The following is a 15,334-nucleotide window of genomic DNA, read 5'->3' as shown; positions in this document are numbered from 1 at the left end:
TTTCCCTCCCTATTATTGAGCAAATGGCATTCCAAGGAATCTTAATAACTCTCTTGCTTCCTCGTCTGTCTTTGCTGTAGTAACAAATATTATATCCATTCCTCTAATTTTATCAATTTTATCATAATCTATTTCAGGAAATATAAGTTGTTCTTTAATCCCTATAGCGTAATTCCCTCTTCCGTCAAATGCTTTAGAAGAAGCTCCTCTAAAATCTCTAACTCTAGGTAATGCAACGTTCATTAATTTATCTGCAAATTCGAACATTTGAGTTTTTCTTAATGTAACTTTACAACCTATTGGAGTATTTTCTCTTAACTTGAAGTTAGCTATTGACTTCTTCGCTCTTGTTATAATTGGTTTTTGACCCGCTATAATCTGCATATCGCTAAGAGCTGCATCTAAAACTTTAGAATTGTCTTTAGCTTCTCCAACTCCCATATTTAAAACAATTTTTTCAAGCTTTGGTACTTCCATTATATTTTTATAACCGAATTTTTCCATTAGCGCTTGAACTACTTCATTATCATATTTTTCTTGTAGTCTTGAACTCATATGTTAAACCTCCTTTCAGGAATTAAAATGTTTCTACACATTTCTTACAAACTCTTACTTTAGTTCCATCTTCTAGAATTTTGCTACTTATTCTTGTTACATTTTTGCATTTTGTACAATATAACATAACTTTTGAACTATTTATAGCTGCTTCTCTGTGAGTTATTCCACCTTGCATATTTTGTTTGCTTGGTTTTTGATGTTTTGTAATTACACTAACATCTTTCACTAAAACTTTACCAGTTTTAGGGTATACAGCTAAGACTTCGCTTATTTTGCCTTTGTCTTTACCTGATATAACCATTACTGTATCTTTTTTTCTTACGTGCATTTTTTTAACTGCCATGTTAGACACCTCCTATCTTATAGAACTTCAGGCGCTAATGATAAGATCTTACTGAAGTCTTTATCTCTTAACTCCCTTGCAACAGGTCCGAATATACGAGTTCCCTTTGGGGTTTTGTCGTCTTTTATGATAACAGCTGCATTATCATCAAATTTAACGTATGATCCATCCGCTCTTCTTAATCCTTTTACTGATCTAACTATAACTGCCTTAACTACTTCACCTTTTTTAACAACTCCACCTGGTGTTGCACTTTTTACGCTAGCAACTATTGTATCGCTGATGTTTCCCCATTTTCTCTTAGAACCACCTAATACTCTAATACACATAATTTCCTTTGCACCAGAATTATCCGCAACTTTTAATCTCGATTGCTGTTGTATCATATCAAATACCCTCCTTTCAGTTGTTAGACCGAAATACTATTTAGCTTTTTCAACTATTCCAGTAATTCTCCATCTTTTATCTTTAGACAATGGTCTAGTTTCCATAATTGTAACTTTATCATTGATTTTAGCTTCATTTTTTTCATCATGAGCTTTAAATTTTGTTGTTGTGTTAAGTATTTTTCCGTATAGTGGGTGACGAACTTTTGTTTCAATTGCAACAACTATTGTCTTATCCATTTTATCAGAAACTACTTTACCTGTTCTTGTTTTTCTATTATTTCTTTCCACAAGAGCAACCTCCTTTCAGTTTTACTGTTCAAAAGCTTTTATTTCTTCTTGCCTAAGAATGGTCTTAATTTGGGCTATAGATTTTTTCACTTGTTTAATTCTCATAGGGTTTTCTAGTTGCCCTGTAGCTAACTGAAATCTAAGGTTAAATAATTCTGCCTTTAGATCAGACATTTTCACTAGCAAATCTTGAGGATTACTTTGTCTTAATTCTTTTAATTCATTAGCCTTCAATGACTTCACCACCCATTTCCTCAAAATCTTTTCTAGATACAAACTTAGTTTTAATTGGAAGTTTGTGTGAAGCAAGTCTCATTGCTTCTCTAGCAGCTTCTTCTGTTACTCCTGCAATTTCAAATAAGACTCTACCTGGTTTAACAACTGCTACCCAATATTCTACTGATCCTTTACCAGATCCCATACGAGTTTCAGCCGGTTTTTCAGTTACTGGCTTATCAGGGAAGATTTTTATCCAAACCTTTCCGCCTCTTTTTACTTCTCTATTGATAGCAACTCTGGCAGCTTCTATTTGATTACTTTTAACCCAGCCACATTCCATAGCTTGTAATGCATACTCACCATATGCAATAAAGTTTCCTCTTGTAGCTTTTCCTCTCATTCTACCACGTTGAACCTTACGATGTTTAGATCTCTTAGGCATTAACATGTCTTATTCCTCCTTCCTTACACTTCTACGCTTTTATTTCTTCCTTAACGATTTTCTTTGTAGGAAGAACTTCGCCTCTATATACCCAAACTTTTACGCCAATTTTACCATATATTGTATCTGCTTCTGCAAATCCATAGTCTATATCAGCTCTCAAAGTTTGTAATGGTATTGTACCTTCATGATAGTGTTCAGTCCTAGCTATTTCTGCTCCGCCAAGTCTTCCTCCACATGAAATTTTAACACCTTTTACGCCAGATCTCATAGCTCTTTGAATTGTTTGTTTCATTGCTCTTCTAAAAGAAATTCTCTTTTCTAATTGCGAAGAAACATTTTCAGCCATTAATTGAGCGTTGTTTTCAGCTTGTTTTACTTCTACTATGTTAATTAAAACATTCTTATCTGTTATAATTTTTTTCATGTCTAACTTTATAACTTCAATTCCAGAGCCACCTCTACCAATAACCATTCCTGGTTTAGCAGTGTGTATGTTGATTTTAACTCTTTTAGCAGCTCTTTCAATTTCAATTTTAGAAATTCCAGCTGTGTAAAGTTTACTTTTTAAGAATTCTCTAATCTTAAAATCTTCAACAAGATTATCTGCAAAATTCTTTTTATCTGCATACCATTTAGAACTCCAGTCTTTTATTACACCAACCCTAAAGCCGTGTGGATGTACTTTTTGTCCCACGCTAAAACCCTCCTTCTTATGATCTTTCCGTAACTATAATAGTTATATGGCTAGATCTTTTTCTTATTCTATAAGCTCTTCCTTGTGCACGCGGTCTAAATCTCTTAAGTGTTGGACCCTGACATGCATAAGCCTTAGCAACGTATAGTCTATTGATATCTAAATTTAAATTGTTCTCTGCATTTGCTACAGCTGATTTTAGTACTTTAGTTACTACTTCAGCTGCATTTTTTGGAGTGTATTGTAATATAGCAAAAGCTTCATTTACATTTTTATCTCTTATTAAATCAAGAACAATCCCGATTTTCATTGAGGACGTTCTCACATATTTAGCTATAGCTTTAGCCTCCATGATTGTCTCCTCCTTCCACACTATTTTACTCTGCTTGTTTTTTCTCTAACAATGTGTCCTTTAAATGTTCTAGTTAAAGCAAATTCGCCTAATTTATGTCCTACCATATCTTCTAAAACATAAACTGGTACATGTTTTCTTCCATCATGTACTGCGATAGTATGCCCTATCATTTGCGGGAAAATAGTAGAACTTCTTGACCAAGTCTTTATTACTTTTTTCTCGCCATTTTTATTCATTTCGTTAATTCTGTTTAACAAAACTTCTTGTACATAAGGTCCTTTTTTAACTGATCTACTCATTTTTGTGGCCTCCCTTCATACACCGTAACCATTGTTTTAAAAAGAATTTAAATTCTCTTCAAACTATTTTCTATTTTTTCCCTTGACAATAAATTTGTCAGAGTATTTTTTGGTTTTCCTAGTTTTATATCCTAGTGCCGGTTTACCCCATGGAGTCATCGGACTAGCGTGACCTATAGGAGATTTACCTTCTCCACCACCATGTGGATGATCGCAAGGATTCATTACTGAACCTCTGACTGTAGGTCTAAACCCTAAGTGTCTTTTTCTTCCTGCTTTACCTATGTTAACAATACCATGAGTTACATTAGAAACCGTTCCTATAGTAGCTCTACAATTTACTCTAACATATCTTACTTCACCACTTGGAAGTCTTACTTGAGCATATTCTCCTTCTTTAGCCATAAGTTGCGCTGAAGAACCTGCTGATCTTACAAGTTGAGCACCTTTTCCAACCTGTAGTTCTATATTATGAATCGTAGAACCTGTTGGTATATTAATTATTGGAAGAGTATTCCCAACTTTTATATCAGAATCAGCACCGGATACAATTACATCTCCAACTTTTAATCCAACTGGAGCAATTATGTATCTTTTTTCACCATCAGAATATGCAACAAGAGCTATGTAAGCAGATCTATTTGGATCGTACTCAATTGTAGAAACTTTTGCTGGAATATTATCTTTAGTTCTCTTGAAATCTATTAGTCTGTAACTTTGTTTTGCTCCACCACCTCGGTGACGAACAGTTATTTTACCTTGATTATTTCTACCACCTGATCTTTTTGTGCTTACAAGAAGTGATTTTAATGGCTTATCTGTTGTTATTTCTGCGAAATCAGCCATAGTCATATTTCTTCTTGAAGGTGTGGTCGGTCTAAATTTCTTAATTCCCATGTGACTTTCCTCCTTCTTTCTCGCTTATCTGGCCTCTGCCAATACCTGCTTAATAATTACATTCCATCAAAAAACTCAATTGTCTTGCTTTCTGTTGTTAAAGTAACAATAGCTTTTTTGAAGTCAGCTCTTTTTCCAATGTGAACCCCAACTCTTTTAGTTTTACCTATATTTCTTAGTGTTCTTACATTTTCAACTTTAACTCCAAATACTTCTTCTACTGCTTTTTTAACTTGAGTTTTATTTGCATGAATATCAACTATAAAGGTGTATTTTTTTTCCGCCATTACAGCCATACTTTTTTCAGTAATTATCGGTTTTCTTATAATATCATGGCTAGTTAGCTTCATTATATATACACCTCCTCAATTTTAGATACAGCATCCTTTGTAACTATGAATTTTTCATACTTTAGTATGTCATAAACATTCAAATTATTTACTGGTGATACTTGTACTCCAGGTATGTTTCTTGCTGATTTATAGATATTTTCTTCTGACTTTTCAACAACTATTAAAGTTTTTTTAGCATCAAAAGCTTTTAAAACCTCTAACATTGCTTTAGTTTTTGGTGAGTCAAATTCTAAACTATCTATAACTATCATTTCATTTGAAGCTACCTTAGCTGATAAAGCTGATTTGAAAGCAACTCTTCTCATTGTCTTCGGTACAGACATACGGTAATCTCTTGGCTTTGGAGCAAATACTATACCACCATGTATCCATTGTGGTGCTCTTATAGAACCTTGTCTTGCTCTACCAGTTCCTTTTTGTCTCCAAGGCTTTATACCACCGCCTCGAACCTCAGCTCTAGTTTTAGCTGATTGAGTTCCTTGTCTTTTATTTGCAAGTTGTGCTACTACAACTTGATGCATAGCATCTGTGTTGACTTCAACTCCAAATATATTTTCATTTAGTTGAATATCTCCAACCTTTTGTCCTTCTTTACTAAATAAATCTAATGTAAGCATTCTGCATCCTCCTTTCTTTAAAGTTACGCTTTAACAGCATTTCTTATTACAACTGTGCCTTTGTTAGGTCCCGGTATACCACCTTTAACTAATATAATGTTCTTTTCAGGCATTACTTTAACTATTTCAAGGTTTATTACTGTTCTACTAACATTACCCATATGACCTGGCATACGTTTGTTTTTAAACGTTTTTGATGGATCGGAAGATGCTCCCATTGATCCAACTGCTCTATGGAATTTAGATCCATGACTCATTGGTCCTGTATGCTGATTCCATCTTTTAATACAACCTTGGAATCCTTTTCCCTTAGATATTCCTGATACGTCAATTTTATCTCCAGCAGCAAATATATCTGCCTTAAATTCTTGACCTACTTCATAAGCACTTATATCTTCCATTCTAAATTCTTTTACGAATCTTTTTAAAGATGTTCCTGCTTTAGCAAATTGTCCTTGCATTGGTTTGTTAACTAACTTTTCTCTTATGTCACCAAATCCAACTTTAATTGCATTGTAACCATCATTTTCGATAGTTTTCTTTTGAATAACAACACATGGACCTGCTTCAACAACTGTTACTGGAACAACTCTTTTATTTTCATCAAATATTTGAGTCATACCAAGTTTTTTACCCATTATTGCTTTTTTCATGAAAATACACCTCCTACTTATTAGCGGACCACATTAGTGATCATAACAGTTAGTAATATTAATTTAATGCTTACGTACAGTAATTATACTTATACGCTTAATCGCACTTATATGTACGCTTATAGTTTTATTTCGATATCAACACCAGCTGGTAAGTCTAATCTCATTAAGGCATCAACAGTTTTAGGTGATGGACTAATTATATCTATTAGTCTCTTATGAGTTCTTATTTCAAATTGTTCTCTTGAATCTTTATACTTGTGTGGAGCTCTCAACACTGTAATTACATCTTTTTCTGTAGGTAGCGGTACTGGACCAGCTACTTTAGCTCCTGTACTTTTAGCTGTTTGAACAATTTTCTCAGCTGATTGATCTAATATGTTGTGATCAAAAGCCTTTAATCTAATTCTGATTTTTTGTTTTATCATTATTATTTCCTCCTTTTCATCGCACGCTCTACTTCTTACGTGCAACAGCGGATGTTCTGTAAACTGCTCCGGGTGTTTCATGTAATAAATGCATGAAACAATCGTAGGAACCCCGTCGTCCGATTCAAGATCAGGACATGCTCGGTGAAGAATTACCCGGAAGTCCGGCAACCTCTTACCTCATCACTGTTACCACAATACAACTTCTAAAGTATACAACACTTCTTTTGCTTTGACAAGTATTTTTTCACTATTATTTCATAATTTTTATATTTGTGGTTCCTGCTTATATTTATACAAAAGTTTTATTGTATTTAAAAGGAGAAGAGCGTCCTCTTCTCCTTAATAATAAAAGCTTTTATTATTATTGAAATTCATCAATTGATGGTTATAAATACATTGTAAATTATTATTTAACTATTGAAGTAACAACTCCTGAACCTACTGTTCTTCCACCTTCTCTGATTGCGAATCTTAATCCCTCATCCATTGCTACTTGAGTGATTAGTTCAACATTCATGTCTATGTGATCTCCTGGCATTACCATTTCCATTCCGTCTGGTAATTTTATTGATCCAGTTACATCAGTTGTTCTGAAATAAAATTGTGGTCTATATCCGTCGAAGAATGGAGTATGTCTTCCGCCTTCTTCTTTTTTAAGTACATATACTTGACCTACAAATTTATCATGTGGATGTATTGAACCTGGCTTAGAAAGTACTTGACCTCTTTGAATATCTGTTCTTTGTACTCCTCTTAGTAATGCTCCGATGTTGTCTCCGGCCATTGCTTGATCTAAAAGTTTTCTGAACATTTCAACTCCTGTACATACAACTTTTCTTTTATCTTCGCTAAGTCCTACGATTTCTACTTCTTCTCCAACCTTAAGTATCCCAGCTTCAACTCTTCCTGTAGCAACTGTTCCTCTACCTGTGATTGTGAATACATCTTCTACTGGCATTAAGAATGCTTTATCTGTTGCTCTTGTTGGTGTTGGAATGTAGCTATCTACTGCTTCCATTAATTCAGCTATGCATTTTGATGCTTCTTCATCAGTTGGGTTTTCTAATGCTTTTAATGCTGATCCTGTTACTACTGGAATGTCGTCACCAGGGAAGTCATACTCACTTAATAATTCTCTTACTTCCATTTCAACAAGTTCTAATAATTCTGGATCATCTACCATATCTGCTTTGTTTAAGAATACTACTATATATCCTACTCCAACTCTGCTTGCTAATAGTATATGCTCTCTTGTTTGAGGCATTGGGCCATCTGCTGCACTAACAACTAGAATTGCTCCATCCATTTGTGCTGCGCCTGTGATCATGTTCTTTACATAATCTGCATGTCCTGGGCAATCAACATGTGCATAATGTCTATTATCTGTTTCATACTCAACATGTGATGTATTTATTGTAATTCCTCTTTCTCTTTCCTCAGGTGCTTTGTCAATTTGGTCAAACCTAGATACTTCTGCTAAACCTTTAGTTGCGAGTACTGCTGTTATTGCAGCTGTTAATGTTGTCTTGCCGTGATCTACGTGCCCTATTGTTCCAATGTTTACGTGTGGTTTGCTTCTTTCAAACTTTGCCTTTGCCATTTTGTATTCCTCCTTATATTTGCATATTATCTTATATTTTGCTTGTTATTTACTTCCTATAACTTGTTCTTGAATACCCTTTGGAACTGGTTCGTATGCAGCAAATTCCATACTGTATACTCCTCTACCCTGAGTTCTTGATCTAAGCGTCGTAGCATATCCAAACATTTCTGATAATGCAACCATTGCTCTAATTACTTGAGCGCCTGATTGAGCTTCCATTCCTTCTATTCTACCTCTTCTTGAATTAATGTCTCCCATAACGTCTCCCATGTACTCTTCTGGCACTGTTACTTCGACCTTCATTATTGGTTCAAGCAAAACTGGATCTGCTTTTGCCATACCGTTCTTGAATGCCATTGAACCAGCAACCTTAAATGCCATTTCGTTTGAGTCAACATCATGGTATGATCCATCAACTACTTTAACTTTAAAGTTAAGAACTGGGTATCCACCAAGAATACCATTCTTTGATGCTTCTTTAATTCCGTTCTCAATTGGAGATATAAATTCTCTTGGAATAGATCCACCAACCGTACAATTTTCAAATGAGTAAGGTTCAGTAGTTGGTATTAACTCTATCCAACAGTGACCGTATTGTCCACGTCCACCTGATTGTTTAATGTATTTACCTTCTGCTTTAACTGCTTTTCGTATTGTTTCTTTATAAGCTACTTGTGGTTTTCCTACATTACATTCAACCTTAAATTCTCTTTGAAGTCTATCAACAATAATTTCTAGATGAAGCTCGCCCATACCACCAATTATTGTTTGACCTGTTTCTTGATCAGTATAAGTTTGAAAAGTAGGATCTTCTTCAGAAAGCTTTGCAAGAGACATACCCATTCTTTCCTGACCAGCTTTTGTTTTTGGCTCAATAGCTACATGGATAACTGGATCTGGGAAGTCCATGGTTTCAAACAATATTGGATGATCTTCATCACATAAAGTTTCTCCAGTAGTTGTGTTTTTAAGTCCAATTACTGCACCTAATTCTCCTGAACGTAATTCTTCAACTTCTTCTCTGTGATTAGCATGCATTTTAACTAGTCTACCAACTCTTTCTTTTTTACCTTTGTTAGCATTTAATACATATGTACCAGTTTTCATTACGCCTGAGTAAACTCTTGTAAACGCAAGTCTGCCAACAAAGGGATCTGTAGCTATTTTAAACGCTAATGCTGCCATTGGCTCATCATCACTTGGGTGTCTTTCCATTTCTTCACCAGTATCAACATCTTGTCCTTTGGTAGCTGGTATATCAAGTGGTGACGGCATGTATTCTATAACAGCATCTATCATCATTTGAACGCCTTTATTTTTATATGAAGAACCACAAATTACAGGTACTATTTCATTCTTAATTACACCTTTTCGTAATGCTGCTTTTAATTCTTCTTCACTTATTTCTTCACCATCAAGATATTTCATCATAAGCTCTTCATCTAGTTCAGCTATTGCTTCAACCATAGCCGATCTGTATTCTTCTGCTAACTCTTTCATATCTTCTGGAATTTCTATTTCTTCTATTTGTGTTCCTAAATCATCTCTATAGACTTCTGCAACATTTCTAACTAAATCTATAATACCTAGGAATCCTTCTTCTTTACCTATTGGAAGCTGTATTGGAACTGCATTAGCATGAAGTCTTTCTCTCATCATGTCTACAACGTGATAGAAGTCTGCACCCATTATATCCATTTTGTTAACATATGCCATTCTTGGTACCTTATATTTAGTCGCTTGTCTCCATACTGTTTCTGATTGTGGTTCTACTCCGCCTTTTGCACAGAATACAGAAACTGCACCATCAAGTACTCTTAAAGATCTTTCAACTTCAACTGTGAAATCTACGTGCCCTGGTGTATCAATGATATTTATGTTATAACCCTTCCAGAAACAAGTTGTAGCCGCAGAAGTTATTGTTATACCTCTTTCCTGTTCTTGTACCATCCAGTCCATAGTAGCTCCACCATCATGAACCTCACCAATCTTGTGTGTTTTTCCTGTATAGAATAATATACGCTCAGTTGTTGTTGTTTTACCAGCATCAATATGAGCCATAATACCTATATTACGGAATTTTTCTAAAGAATATTCTCTACCCACTATTTGCGCCTCCTGTCAACGAGTGATTTTAAATTTGACAAAACTGTCTTGGCAAAGCCAAAACAGTTTTAATATTAATACCTGTAATGAGCAAAAGCCTTGTTAGCTTCAGCCATTTTATGAATATCTTCTCTCTTCTTTACTGCTGCTCCAGTATTGTTTGCAGCTTCGAGTAATTCGTTAGCAAGTTTTTCTCTTGCATACTTCTCTCCTCTATTATCTGCAGCAATAAGCAACCATCTTAGTCCTAATGTCTGTCTTCTCTCAGGTCTAACCTCGATAGGCACTTGATAATTAGCTCCACCTATTCTTCTAGCTTTTACTTCAAGTAATGGCATAACATTATTTAATGCTTCTTCAAAAACCTCTAAAGGTTCTTTGCCTGTTTTTTCTTTGATTATGTCAAAAGCCTCATAGCATATTTTTTGTGCTACTCCTCTTTTACCATCCTCCATTACATTGTTTATTAACTTTGTAACGACTTTGCTGTTGTACATAGGATCTGGTAATACATCTCTTTTTGCAATATATCCTTTTCTCGGCACTTTACTTCCCTCCTTAACAATTTTAATTAACTCATAGGTACTCGATATCTCTACCGCAAAGTACTCTGTACTCCTGCAAATGTATGTAAATATAAATTTTCATATATATAAATGCTGAAGACATTGCACCTTAATTCAAAGCATTATTTTTTTTGCTTTGGTCTCTTAGTACCGTATTTAGATCTACTTTGTAGTCTGCCCGCAACTCCAGCAGAGTCTAATGTCCCTCTGATGACGTGGTATCTAACTCCTGGTAAATCCTTAACTTTTCCACCTCTTATAAGTACAACACTATGTTCTTGTAAATTGTGGCCTACACCTGGTATATAAGCAGTAACTTCGTATCCGTTTGTAAGTCTAACTCTTGCTACTTTTCTTAATGCTGAGTTTGGCTTTTTAGGAGTTGTTGTTTTAACTACTGTACAAACTCCTCTTTTTTGCGGACAGTTCTTCAATGCTGGTGCAGCTGATTTTGTTGCTAATGTCTTTCTGCCTTTTCTTACTAATTGATTGATAGTTGGCATGATTTCACCCCCTCATTTTTGTAAGCTGTTCTTCATTTATATCAATGCAGCGTAACATAACTAAATGGCAATGTTACCGCATGGATATATCTATATTATTTAGTTGCTAGCATTAATTTAATCTTCGAAACGCAATGCTGTTGCTGATGCAACATCTATATCACAAAGATTTCCTAATTCTTTCATTGTGTCTACAAATATTATTTGTAGGGAATTAACCTTGGCTAGTTTTAGAATAGGATCAGTAATACTACTATCAGCATCTTTGGCTATATACAAAACTTTACCCCGACTATTCTTTAACGCTTTTAGGGTTTGTTTAACTCCAACGACTTTCTGACCTACAATTTTACCTACCATTTCTAACCCCCTTCACAATTATAATCAAAAGATTTACCTAATTAAGATGCATCTACTCGATTTAAATCACACACAAGGTGTATTTTATCATTTTACTATCACCCTGTCAACTAGTTACAACCTATACTTCCAAATCATTTTCAATTTCTACCTTTTCATCATCTTCAGTATTGATTTTTATTGTTCTATATCTTGTCATTCCAGTACCCGCAGGTATCAGTTTACCAATTATTACATTTTCTTTTAATCCAAGCAATGGATCAATTTTACCCTTAATAGCCGCATCAGTAAGTACTCTTGTTGTCTCCTGGAATGATGCTGCTGACAAGAATGATTCCGTTGCAAGTGCCGCTTTAGTTATACCTAATAGAGAAATTTTCCCCTGAGCAGGTACGCCACCTTCAGCTTCAATTTTTGCATTAGCATCTTCAAAAGCAAATATATCTACTAAGTTCCCTGGAAGTAGTTCAGTATCTCCAGATTCCTCAACCTTTACTTTTCTTGTCATCTGTCTCACAACAACCTCTAAATGTTTATCATTTATATCAACACCTTGAAGTCTATAAACTTTCTGTACCTCTGACGATAAATAATTTTTAACTCCGTTAACGCCTTTTATTCTTAAAATATCGTGCGGATTAACTGAACCTTCAATTATCTCATCTCCGGCCTCAATTCTATCACCATTTGCAACTTTTAATCTTGATCCAAAAGGTATATCATAACTTAGTTCTTCCCCTGCATCACCAATTACAATGACAACTCTCTTTTTCTTAGTATCTTCCATTTTAACGCTACCGCATACATCACTTACTATTGCGAGTCCCTTTGGTTTTCTAGCTTCAAATAATTCCTCAACTCTTGGAAGACCTTGGGTTATATCTGATCCTGCTACTCCACCTGTATGGAATGTTCTCATTGTAAGTTGTGTACCCGGTTCTCCTATAGATTGAGCTGCAATTATGCCTACGGCTTCGCCAATGTTAATCTTTTGAGACGTTGCCATATTCATTCCATAACATTTAGAACAAACTCCAATTTTAGCCTTACATGTAAATACCGATCTAATCATAACTTTTTTTACACCAGACTTTTGAACTTCTTCTGCTAACTTAATATCCATATACTCATTCTTAGGAACTATTACTTTGCCTGTTTTTGGATGAATAATATCTTCAGCGGAATATCTTCCAGTCAATCTTTCAACTAACTGTTCAATTACTTCACTTCCATCACGAATTTCTGAAACTTCAAAACCTTCATCCGTTCCACAATCTTCGTGTCTTACGATAACATCCTGGCATACATCAACAAGCCTTCTTGTTAAATAACCTGAGTCAGCTGTTTTAAGTGCTGTATCTGCGTTACCTTTTCTAGCTCCATGTGTTGAAATAAAGTACTCTAATACACTTAGTCCATCTCTAAAGGATGCTCTAATAGGTAACTCAATTATCTTACCAGATGGATTAGCCATAAGGCCTCTCATACCTGCTAATTGTTTGATCTGACTCTTAGACCCTCTGGCACCTGAATCTGCCATCATGAATATCGGATTGAATTTATCCAAACTATCCATTAGTGCATTTGCCACATCTTCTGTAGTTTTAGTCCATTTTTCTATTACTCTTTGGTATCTTTCTTCCTCGGATATAAATCCTCTTCGATACATCTTCTCAATTTTTTCAACAGTTTCATCCGCATCTTTTAACAATGCTTTTTTAGCCTCTGGAACCACCATGTCAGATGTAGCAACCGTAATTGCTCCAATTGTTGAGTAATGATATCCCTTAGCCTTTATTTTGTCTAGCATCTTAGAAGTTTCTGAAGGCCCATATTTTAAGTAGCATTTATCAATAATACTACCAAGATTCTTTTTACTTACCAAGAAGTCTATCTCAAATTTCAATTCATTTCCAGGAATGCTTCTATCAATAAACCCTAAATCTTGAGGTATAGTTTCATTGAAAATTAGTTTCCCAGGTGTAGTTTCTATAATTGAAGTTATACTTACACCATCAACGGTGCCAAATAACTTAACTTTAATTTTAGCATGAATATCAATATCCTTTACTTGATAAGCCATTATTACTTCATCTGGCGATGAGAATGATCTTCCCTCACCTTTAGCACCATCTTTATCAATAGTTAAATAGTAAGCTCCTAAAACCATATCTTGAGTAGGTACACAAACCGGTTTACCATCTGATGGTTTCATAATGTTATGTGCAGCAAGCATTAAGAACCTTGCTTCAGCTTGAGCTTCAACAGATAGAGGTACATGTACCGCCATTTGATCTCCATCAAAGTCAGCATTATAAGCCGTACATACAAGCGGATGTAGTTTAATAGCCCTACCTTCTACAAGTATAGGTTGGAAAGCTTGAATTCCTAGTCTATGAAGTGTAGGTGCACGATTTAATAGTACTGGGTGATCAGCTATTACTTCTTCAAGTACATCCCATACTTGAGGCATAACTCTCTCTACCATTCTCTTAGCACTCTTAATATTATGCGCTACTCCACTTCCAACTAGCTTTTTCATAACAAAAGGCTTAAATAATTCTAAAGCCATCTCTTTTGGAAGACCACATTGATACATTTGTAACTCTGGTCCAACAACTATAACTGAACGGCCTGAGTAATCAACACGTTTTCCAAGTAAATTTTGCCTGAATCTTCCTTGCTTTCCTTTTAACATGTCAGATAGAGATTTTAAAGGTCTGTTCCCTGGTCCCGTAACTGGCCTTCCTCTTCTTCCATTATCAATTAATGCATCTACAGCTTCTTGGAGCATTCTTTTTTCATTTCTAACAATTATATCTGGAGCACCTAAATCTAGAAGTTTTTTTAGCCTATTGTTACGGTTTATTACCCTTCTATACAAATCATTTAAATCAGATGTAGCAAATCTTCCTCCGTCTAATTGTACCATCGGTCTTAAATCAGGAGGTATAACTGGTATTACATCGATTATGATCCATTCAGGTTTGTTTTTAGATTTTCTAAATGATTCTGACACATCTAGTCTTCTTATACTTCTGATTCTTTTTTGTCCTGTACTCGTTTTTAGGTCTTCTTTTAATTCCTTAGATAATTCTTCTAAGTTTATATCTTGTAAAAGTACTTTCACAGATTCTGCACCCATACCAGCTACAAAACTATCATTTCCAAATTTATCAATAGCTTCTCTATACTCTTTTTCACTAAGGATTTGTTTTTTAAGTAGTGATGTTTCTTTTGGATCTAATACTACATAAGAAGCAAAATAAAGAATCTTTTCTAGAGATCTAGGTGACATATCTAAAATAAGTCCCATACGAGATGGTATTCCTTTAAAATACCAAATGTGAGATACTGGGGCAGCAAGTTCGATATGCCCCATTCTTTCACGTCTTACTTTAGATTTTGTAACTTCAACACCACATCTATCACAAACTATTCCCTTATATCTTACTCTCTTGTATTTTCCACAGTGACATTCCCAATCTTTAATTGGTCCAAATATTCTTTCACAAAACAACCCATCTCTTTCAGGTTTTAAAGTTCTATAGTTTATAGTCTCTGGTTTTTTTACTTCACCTTTTGACCATTCTCTGATCTGTTCCGGTGATGCTAATCCTATTTGAATAGCATCAAAATTATTAAATTCAAACAA

Annotated in this window: 20 protein-coding genes; all 20 read right to left on the bottom strand. The window is 34.8% G+C overall.

Annotation, left to right across the window (positions count from 1 at the left end; translation table 11 throughout):
* Nucleotides 1-12: 12 nt before the first annotated feature.
* The 20 genes from rplE to rpoC all read right to left on the bottom strand — a co-directional run bounded on the left by rplE (nucleotide 13) and on the right by rpoC (nucleotide 15,334).
* Complete coding sequence (rplE, locus tag ACWJKE_RS14440) at nucleotides 13-555, bottom strand: 50S ribosomal protein L5 (protein WP_165414247.1); 543 nt, start codon at nucleotides 553-555, stop codon at nucleotides 13-15.
* Between the two features lie 22 nt (nucleotides 556-577).
* Nucleotides 578-901 carry a 50S ribosomal protein L24 gene (gene rplX, locus ACWJKE_RS14435; protein ID WP_216302366.1) on the bottom strand — a complete coding sequence of 108 codons (324 nt, stop codon included), beginning with the start codon at nucleotides 899-901 and terminating at the stop codon, nucleotides 578-580.
* Between the two features lie 17 nt (nucleotides 902-918).
* On the bottom strand, nucleotides 919-1,287 hold the full coding sequence (rplN, locus tag ACWJKE_RS14430) for a 50S ribosomal protein L14 (RefSeq protein ID WP_165414246.1): 369 nt from the start codon (nucleotides 1,285-1,287) through the stop codon (nucleotides 919-921).
* Between the two features lie 36 nt (nucleotides 1,288-1,323).
* Nucleotides 1,324-1,578, bottom strand: a complete 255-nt coding sequence (rpsQ, locus tag ACWJKE_RS14425) for a 30S ribosomal protein S17 (protein ID WP_165414245.1) — start codon at nucleotides 1,576-1,578, stop codon at nucleotides 1,324-1,326.
* A gap of 21 nt (nucleotides 1,579-1,599) precedes the next feature.
* Nucleotides 1,600-1,812, bottom strand: a complete 213-nt coding sequence (rpmC, locus tag ACWJKE_RS14420) for a 50S ribosomal protein L29 (protein ID WP_165414244.1) — start codon at nucleotides 1,810-1,812, stop codon at nucleotides 1,600-1,602.
* Complete coding sequence (rplP, locus tag ACWJKE_RS14415; protein ID WP_165414243.1) at nucleotides 1,802-2,245, bottom strand: 50S ribosomal protein L16; 444 nt, start codon at nucleotides 2,243-2,245, stop codon at nucleotides 1,802-1,804. Before rplP ends, rpmC begins: the two co-directional genes overlap by 11 nt.
* Nucleotides 2,246-2,270: 25 nt before the next feature.
* Nucleotides 2,271-2,936, bottom strand: coding sequence for a 30S ribosomal protein S3 (gene rpsC / locus ACWJKE_RS14410; RefSeq protein WP_216302365.1), 666 nt, complete (start codon nucleotides 2,934-2,936; stop codon nucleotides 2,271-2,273).
* Nucleotides 2,937-2,952: 16 nt separating this feature from the next.
* Nucleotides 2,953-3,288 carry a 50S ribosomal protein L22 gene (gene rplV, locus ACWJKE_RS14405; RefSeq protein WP_165414241.1) on the bottom strand — a complete coding sequence of 112 codons (336 nt, stop codon included), beginning with the start codon at nucleotides 3,286-3,288 and terminating at the stop codon, nucleotides 2,953-2,955.
* Between the two features lie 20 nt (nucleotides 3,289-3,308).
* Nucleotides 3,309-3,590 (bottom strand): 30S ribosomal protein S19, encoded by a 282-nt coding sequence (gene rpsS / locus ACWJKE_RS14400; RefSeq protein WP_165414240.1) that lies wholly within the window; start codon nucleotides 3,588-3,590, stop codon nucleotides 3,309-3,311.
* 63 nt (nucleotides 3,591-3,653) lie between these two features.
* Nucleotides 3,654-4,487: a 50S ribosomal protein L2 gene (gene rplB, locus ACWJKE_RS14395; RefSeq protein WP_165414239.1), complete on the bottom strand. Its 834-nt coding sequence runs from the start codon at nucleotides 4,485-4,487 to the stop codon at nucleotides 3,654-3,656.
* 56 nt (nucleotides 4,488-4,543) lie between these two features.
* Nucleotides 4,544-4,837, bottom strand: a complete 294-nt coding sequence (rplW, locus tag ACWJKE_RS14390) for a 50S ribosomal protein L23 (RefSeq protein WP_165414238.1) — start codon at nucleotides 4,835-4,837, stop codon at nucleotides 4,544-4,546.
* A complete protein-coding gene (gene rplD / locus ACWJKE_RS14385) occupies nucleotides 4,837-5,457 on the bottom strand; it encodes a 50S ribosomal protein L4 (RefSeq protein WP_216302364.1) in 621 nt (206 codons plus the stop codon). Before rplD ends, rplW begins: the two co-directional genes overlap by 1 nt.
* Before the next feature lie 23 nt (nucleotides 5,458-5,480).
* On the bottom strand, nucleotides 5,481-6,110 hold the full coding sequence (rplC, locus tag ACWJKE_RS14380; RefSeq protein WP_165414236.1) for a 50S ribosomal protein L3: 630 nt from the start codon (nucleotides 6,108-6,110) through the stop codon (nucleotides 5,481-5,483).
* A gap of 119 nt (nucleotides 6,111-6,229) precedes the next feature.
* Nucleotides 6,230-6,538, bottom strand: coding sequence for a 30S ribosomal protein S10 (rpsJ, locus tag ACWJKE_RS14375; RefSeq protein ID WP_071614633.1), 309 nt, complete (start codon nucleotides 6,536-6,538; stop codon nucleotides 6,230-6,232).
* Nucleotides 6,539-6,947: 409 nt separating this feature from the next.
* Nucleotides 6,948-8,141, bottom strand: a complete 1,194-nt coding sequence (gene tuf / locus ACWJKE_RS14370; RefSeq protein WP_216302359.1) for an elongation factor Tu — start codon at nucleotides 8,139-8,141, stop codon at nucleotides 6,948-6,950.
* Between the two features lie 45 nt (nucleotides 8,142-8,186).
* Entirely contained in the window at nucleotides 8,187-10,250 is a 2,064-nt protein-coding gene (gene fusA, locus ACWJKE_RS14365) for an elongation factor G (protein ID WP_216302363.1), read from the bottom strand.
* 74 nt (nucleotides 10,251-10,324) lie between these two features.
* A complete protein-coding gene (gene rpsG, locus ACWJKE_RS14360; protein ID WP_165414408.1) occupies nucleotides 10,325-10,795 on the bottom strand; it encodes a 30S ribosomal protein S7 in 471 nt (156 codons plus the stop codon).
* 143 nt (nucleotides 10,796-10,938) lie between these two features.
* Nucleotides 10,939-11,319, bottom strand: coding sequence for a 30S ribosomal protein S12 (gene rpsL, locus ACWJKE_RS14355; RefSeq protein WP_165414407.1), 381 nt, complete (start codon nucleotides 11,317-11,319; stop codon nucleotides 10,939-10,941).
* 117 nt (nucleotides 11,320-11,436) lie between these two features.
* Nucleotides 11,437-11,679 (bottom strand): ribosomal L7Ae/L30e/S12e/Gadd45 family protein, encoded by a 243-nt coding sequence (locus tag ACWJKE_RS14350; RefSeq protein ID WP_165414406.1) that lies wholly within the window; start codon nucleotides 11,677-11,679, stop codon nucleotides 11,437-11,439.
* A 121-nt stretch (nucleotides 11,680-11,800) separates the two neighbouring features.
* Entirely contained in the window at nucleotides 11,801-15,334 is a 3,534-nt protein-coding gene (rpoC, locus tag ACWJKE_RS14345; protein ID WP_216302362.1) for a DNA-directed RNA polymerase subunit beta', read from the bottom strand.

The organism is Clostridium sp. CM036 (assembly GCF_055081135.1).
Note: the sequence above shows the minus strand (reverse complement) of the source record. Positions and strands in the feature narration are given on the sequence as shown.

Bases quoted from the DNA above. Each gene is read 5' to 3' on its own strand.
- rplD (WP_216302364.1), bottom strand. From the start codon at position 5,457: ATGCTTACATTAGATTTATTTAGTAAAGAAGGACAAAAGGTTGGAGAT.
- rplC (WP_165414236.1), bottom strand. From the start codon at position 6,110: ATGAAAAAAGCAATAATGGGTAAAAAACTTGGTATGACTCAAATATTT.
- rpsL (WP_165414407.1), bottom strand. From the start codon at position 11,319: ATGCCAACTATCAATCAATTAGTAAGAAAAGGCAGAAAGACATTAGCA.
- rpsS (WP_165414240.1), bottom strand. From the start codon at position 3,590: ATGAGTAGATCAGTTAAAAAAGGACCTTATGTACAAGAAGTTTTGTTA.
- rplV (WP_165414241.1), bottom strand. From the start codon at position 3,288: ATGGAGGCTAAAGCTATAGCTAAATATGTGAGAACGTCCTCAATGAAA.
- rplW (WP_165414238.1), bottom strand. From the start codon at position 4,837: ATGAAGCTAACTAGCCATGATATTATAAGAAAACCGATAATTACTGAA.
- rplE (WP_165414247.1), bottom strand. From the start codon at position 555: ATGAGTTCAAGACTACAAGAAAAATATGATAATGAAGTAGTTCAAGCG.
- rplN (WP_165414246.1), bottom strand. From the start codon at position 1,287: ATGATACAACAGCAATCGAGATTAAAAGTTGCGGATAATTCTGGTGCA.
- rplX (WP_216302366.1), bottom strand. From the start codon at position 901: ATGGCAGTTAAAAAAATGCACGTAAGAAAAAAAGATACAGTAATGGTT.
- ACWJKE_RS14350 (WP_165414406.1), bottom strand. From the start codon at position 11,679: ATGGTAGGTAAAATTGTAGGTCAGAAAGTCGTTGGAGTTAAACAAACC.
- rpsJ (WP_071614633.1), bottom strand. From the start codon at position 6,538: ATGATAAAACAAAAAATCAGAATTAGATTAAAGGCTTTTGATCACAAC.
- rplP (WP_165414243.1), bottom strand. From the start codon at position 2,245: ATGTTAATGCCTAAGAGATCTAAACATCGTAAGGTTCAACGTGGTAGA.
- tuf (WP_216302359.1), bottom strand. From the start codon at position 8,141: ATGGCAAAGGCAAAGTTTGAAAGAAGCAAACCACACGTAAACATTGGA.
- rplB (WP_165414239.1), bottom strand. From the start codon at position 4,487: ATGGGAATTAAGAAATTTAGACCGACCACACCTTCAAGAAGAAATATG.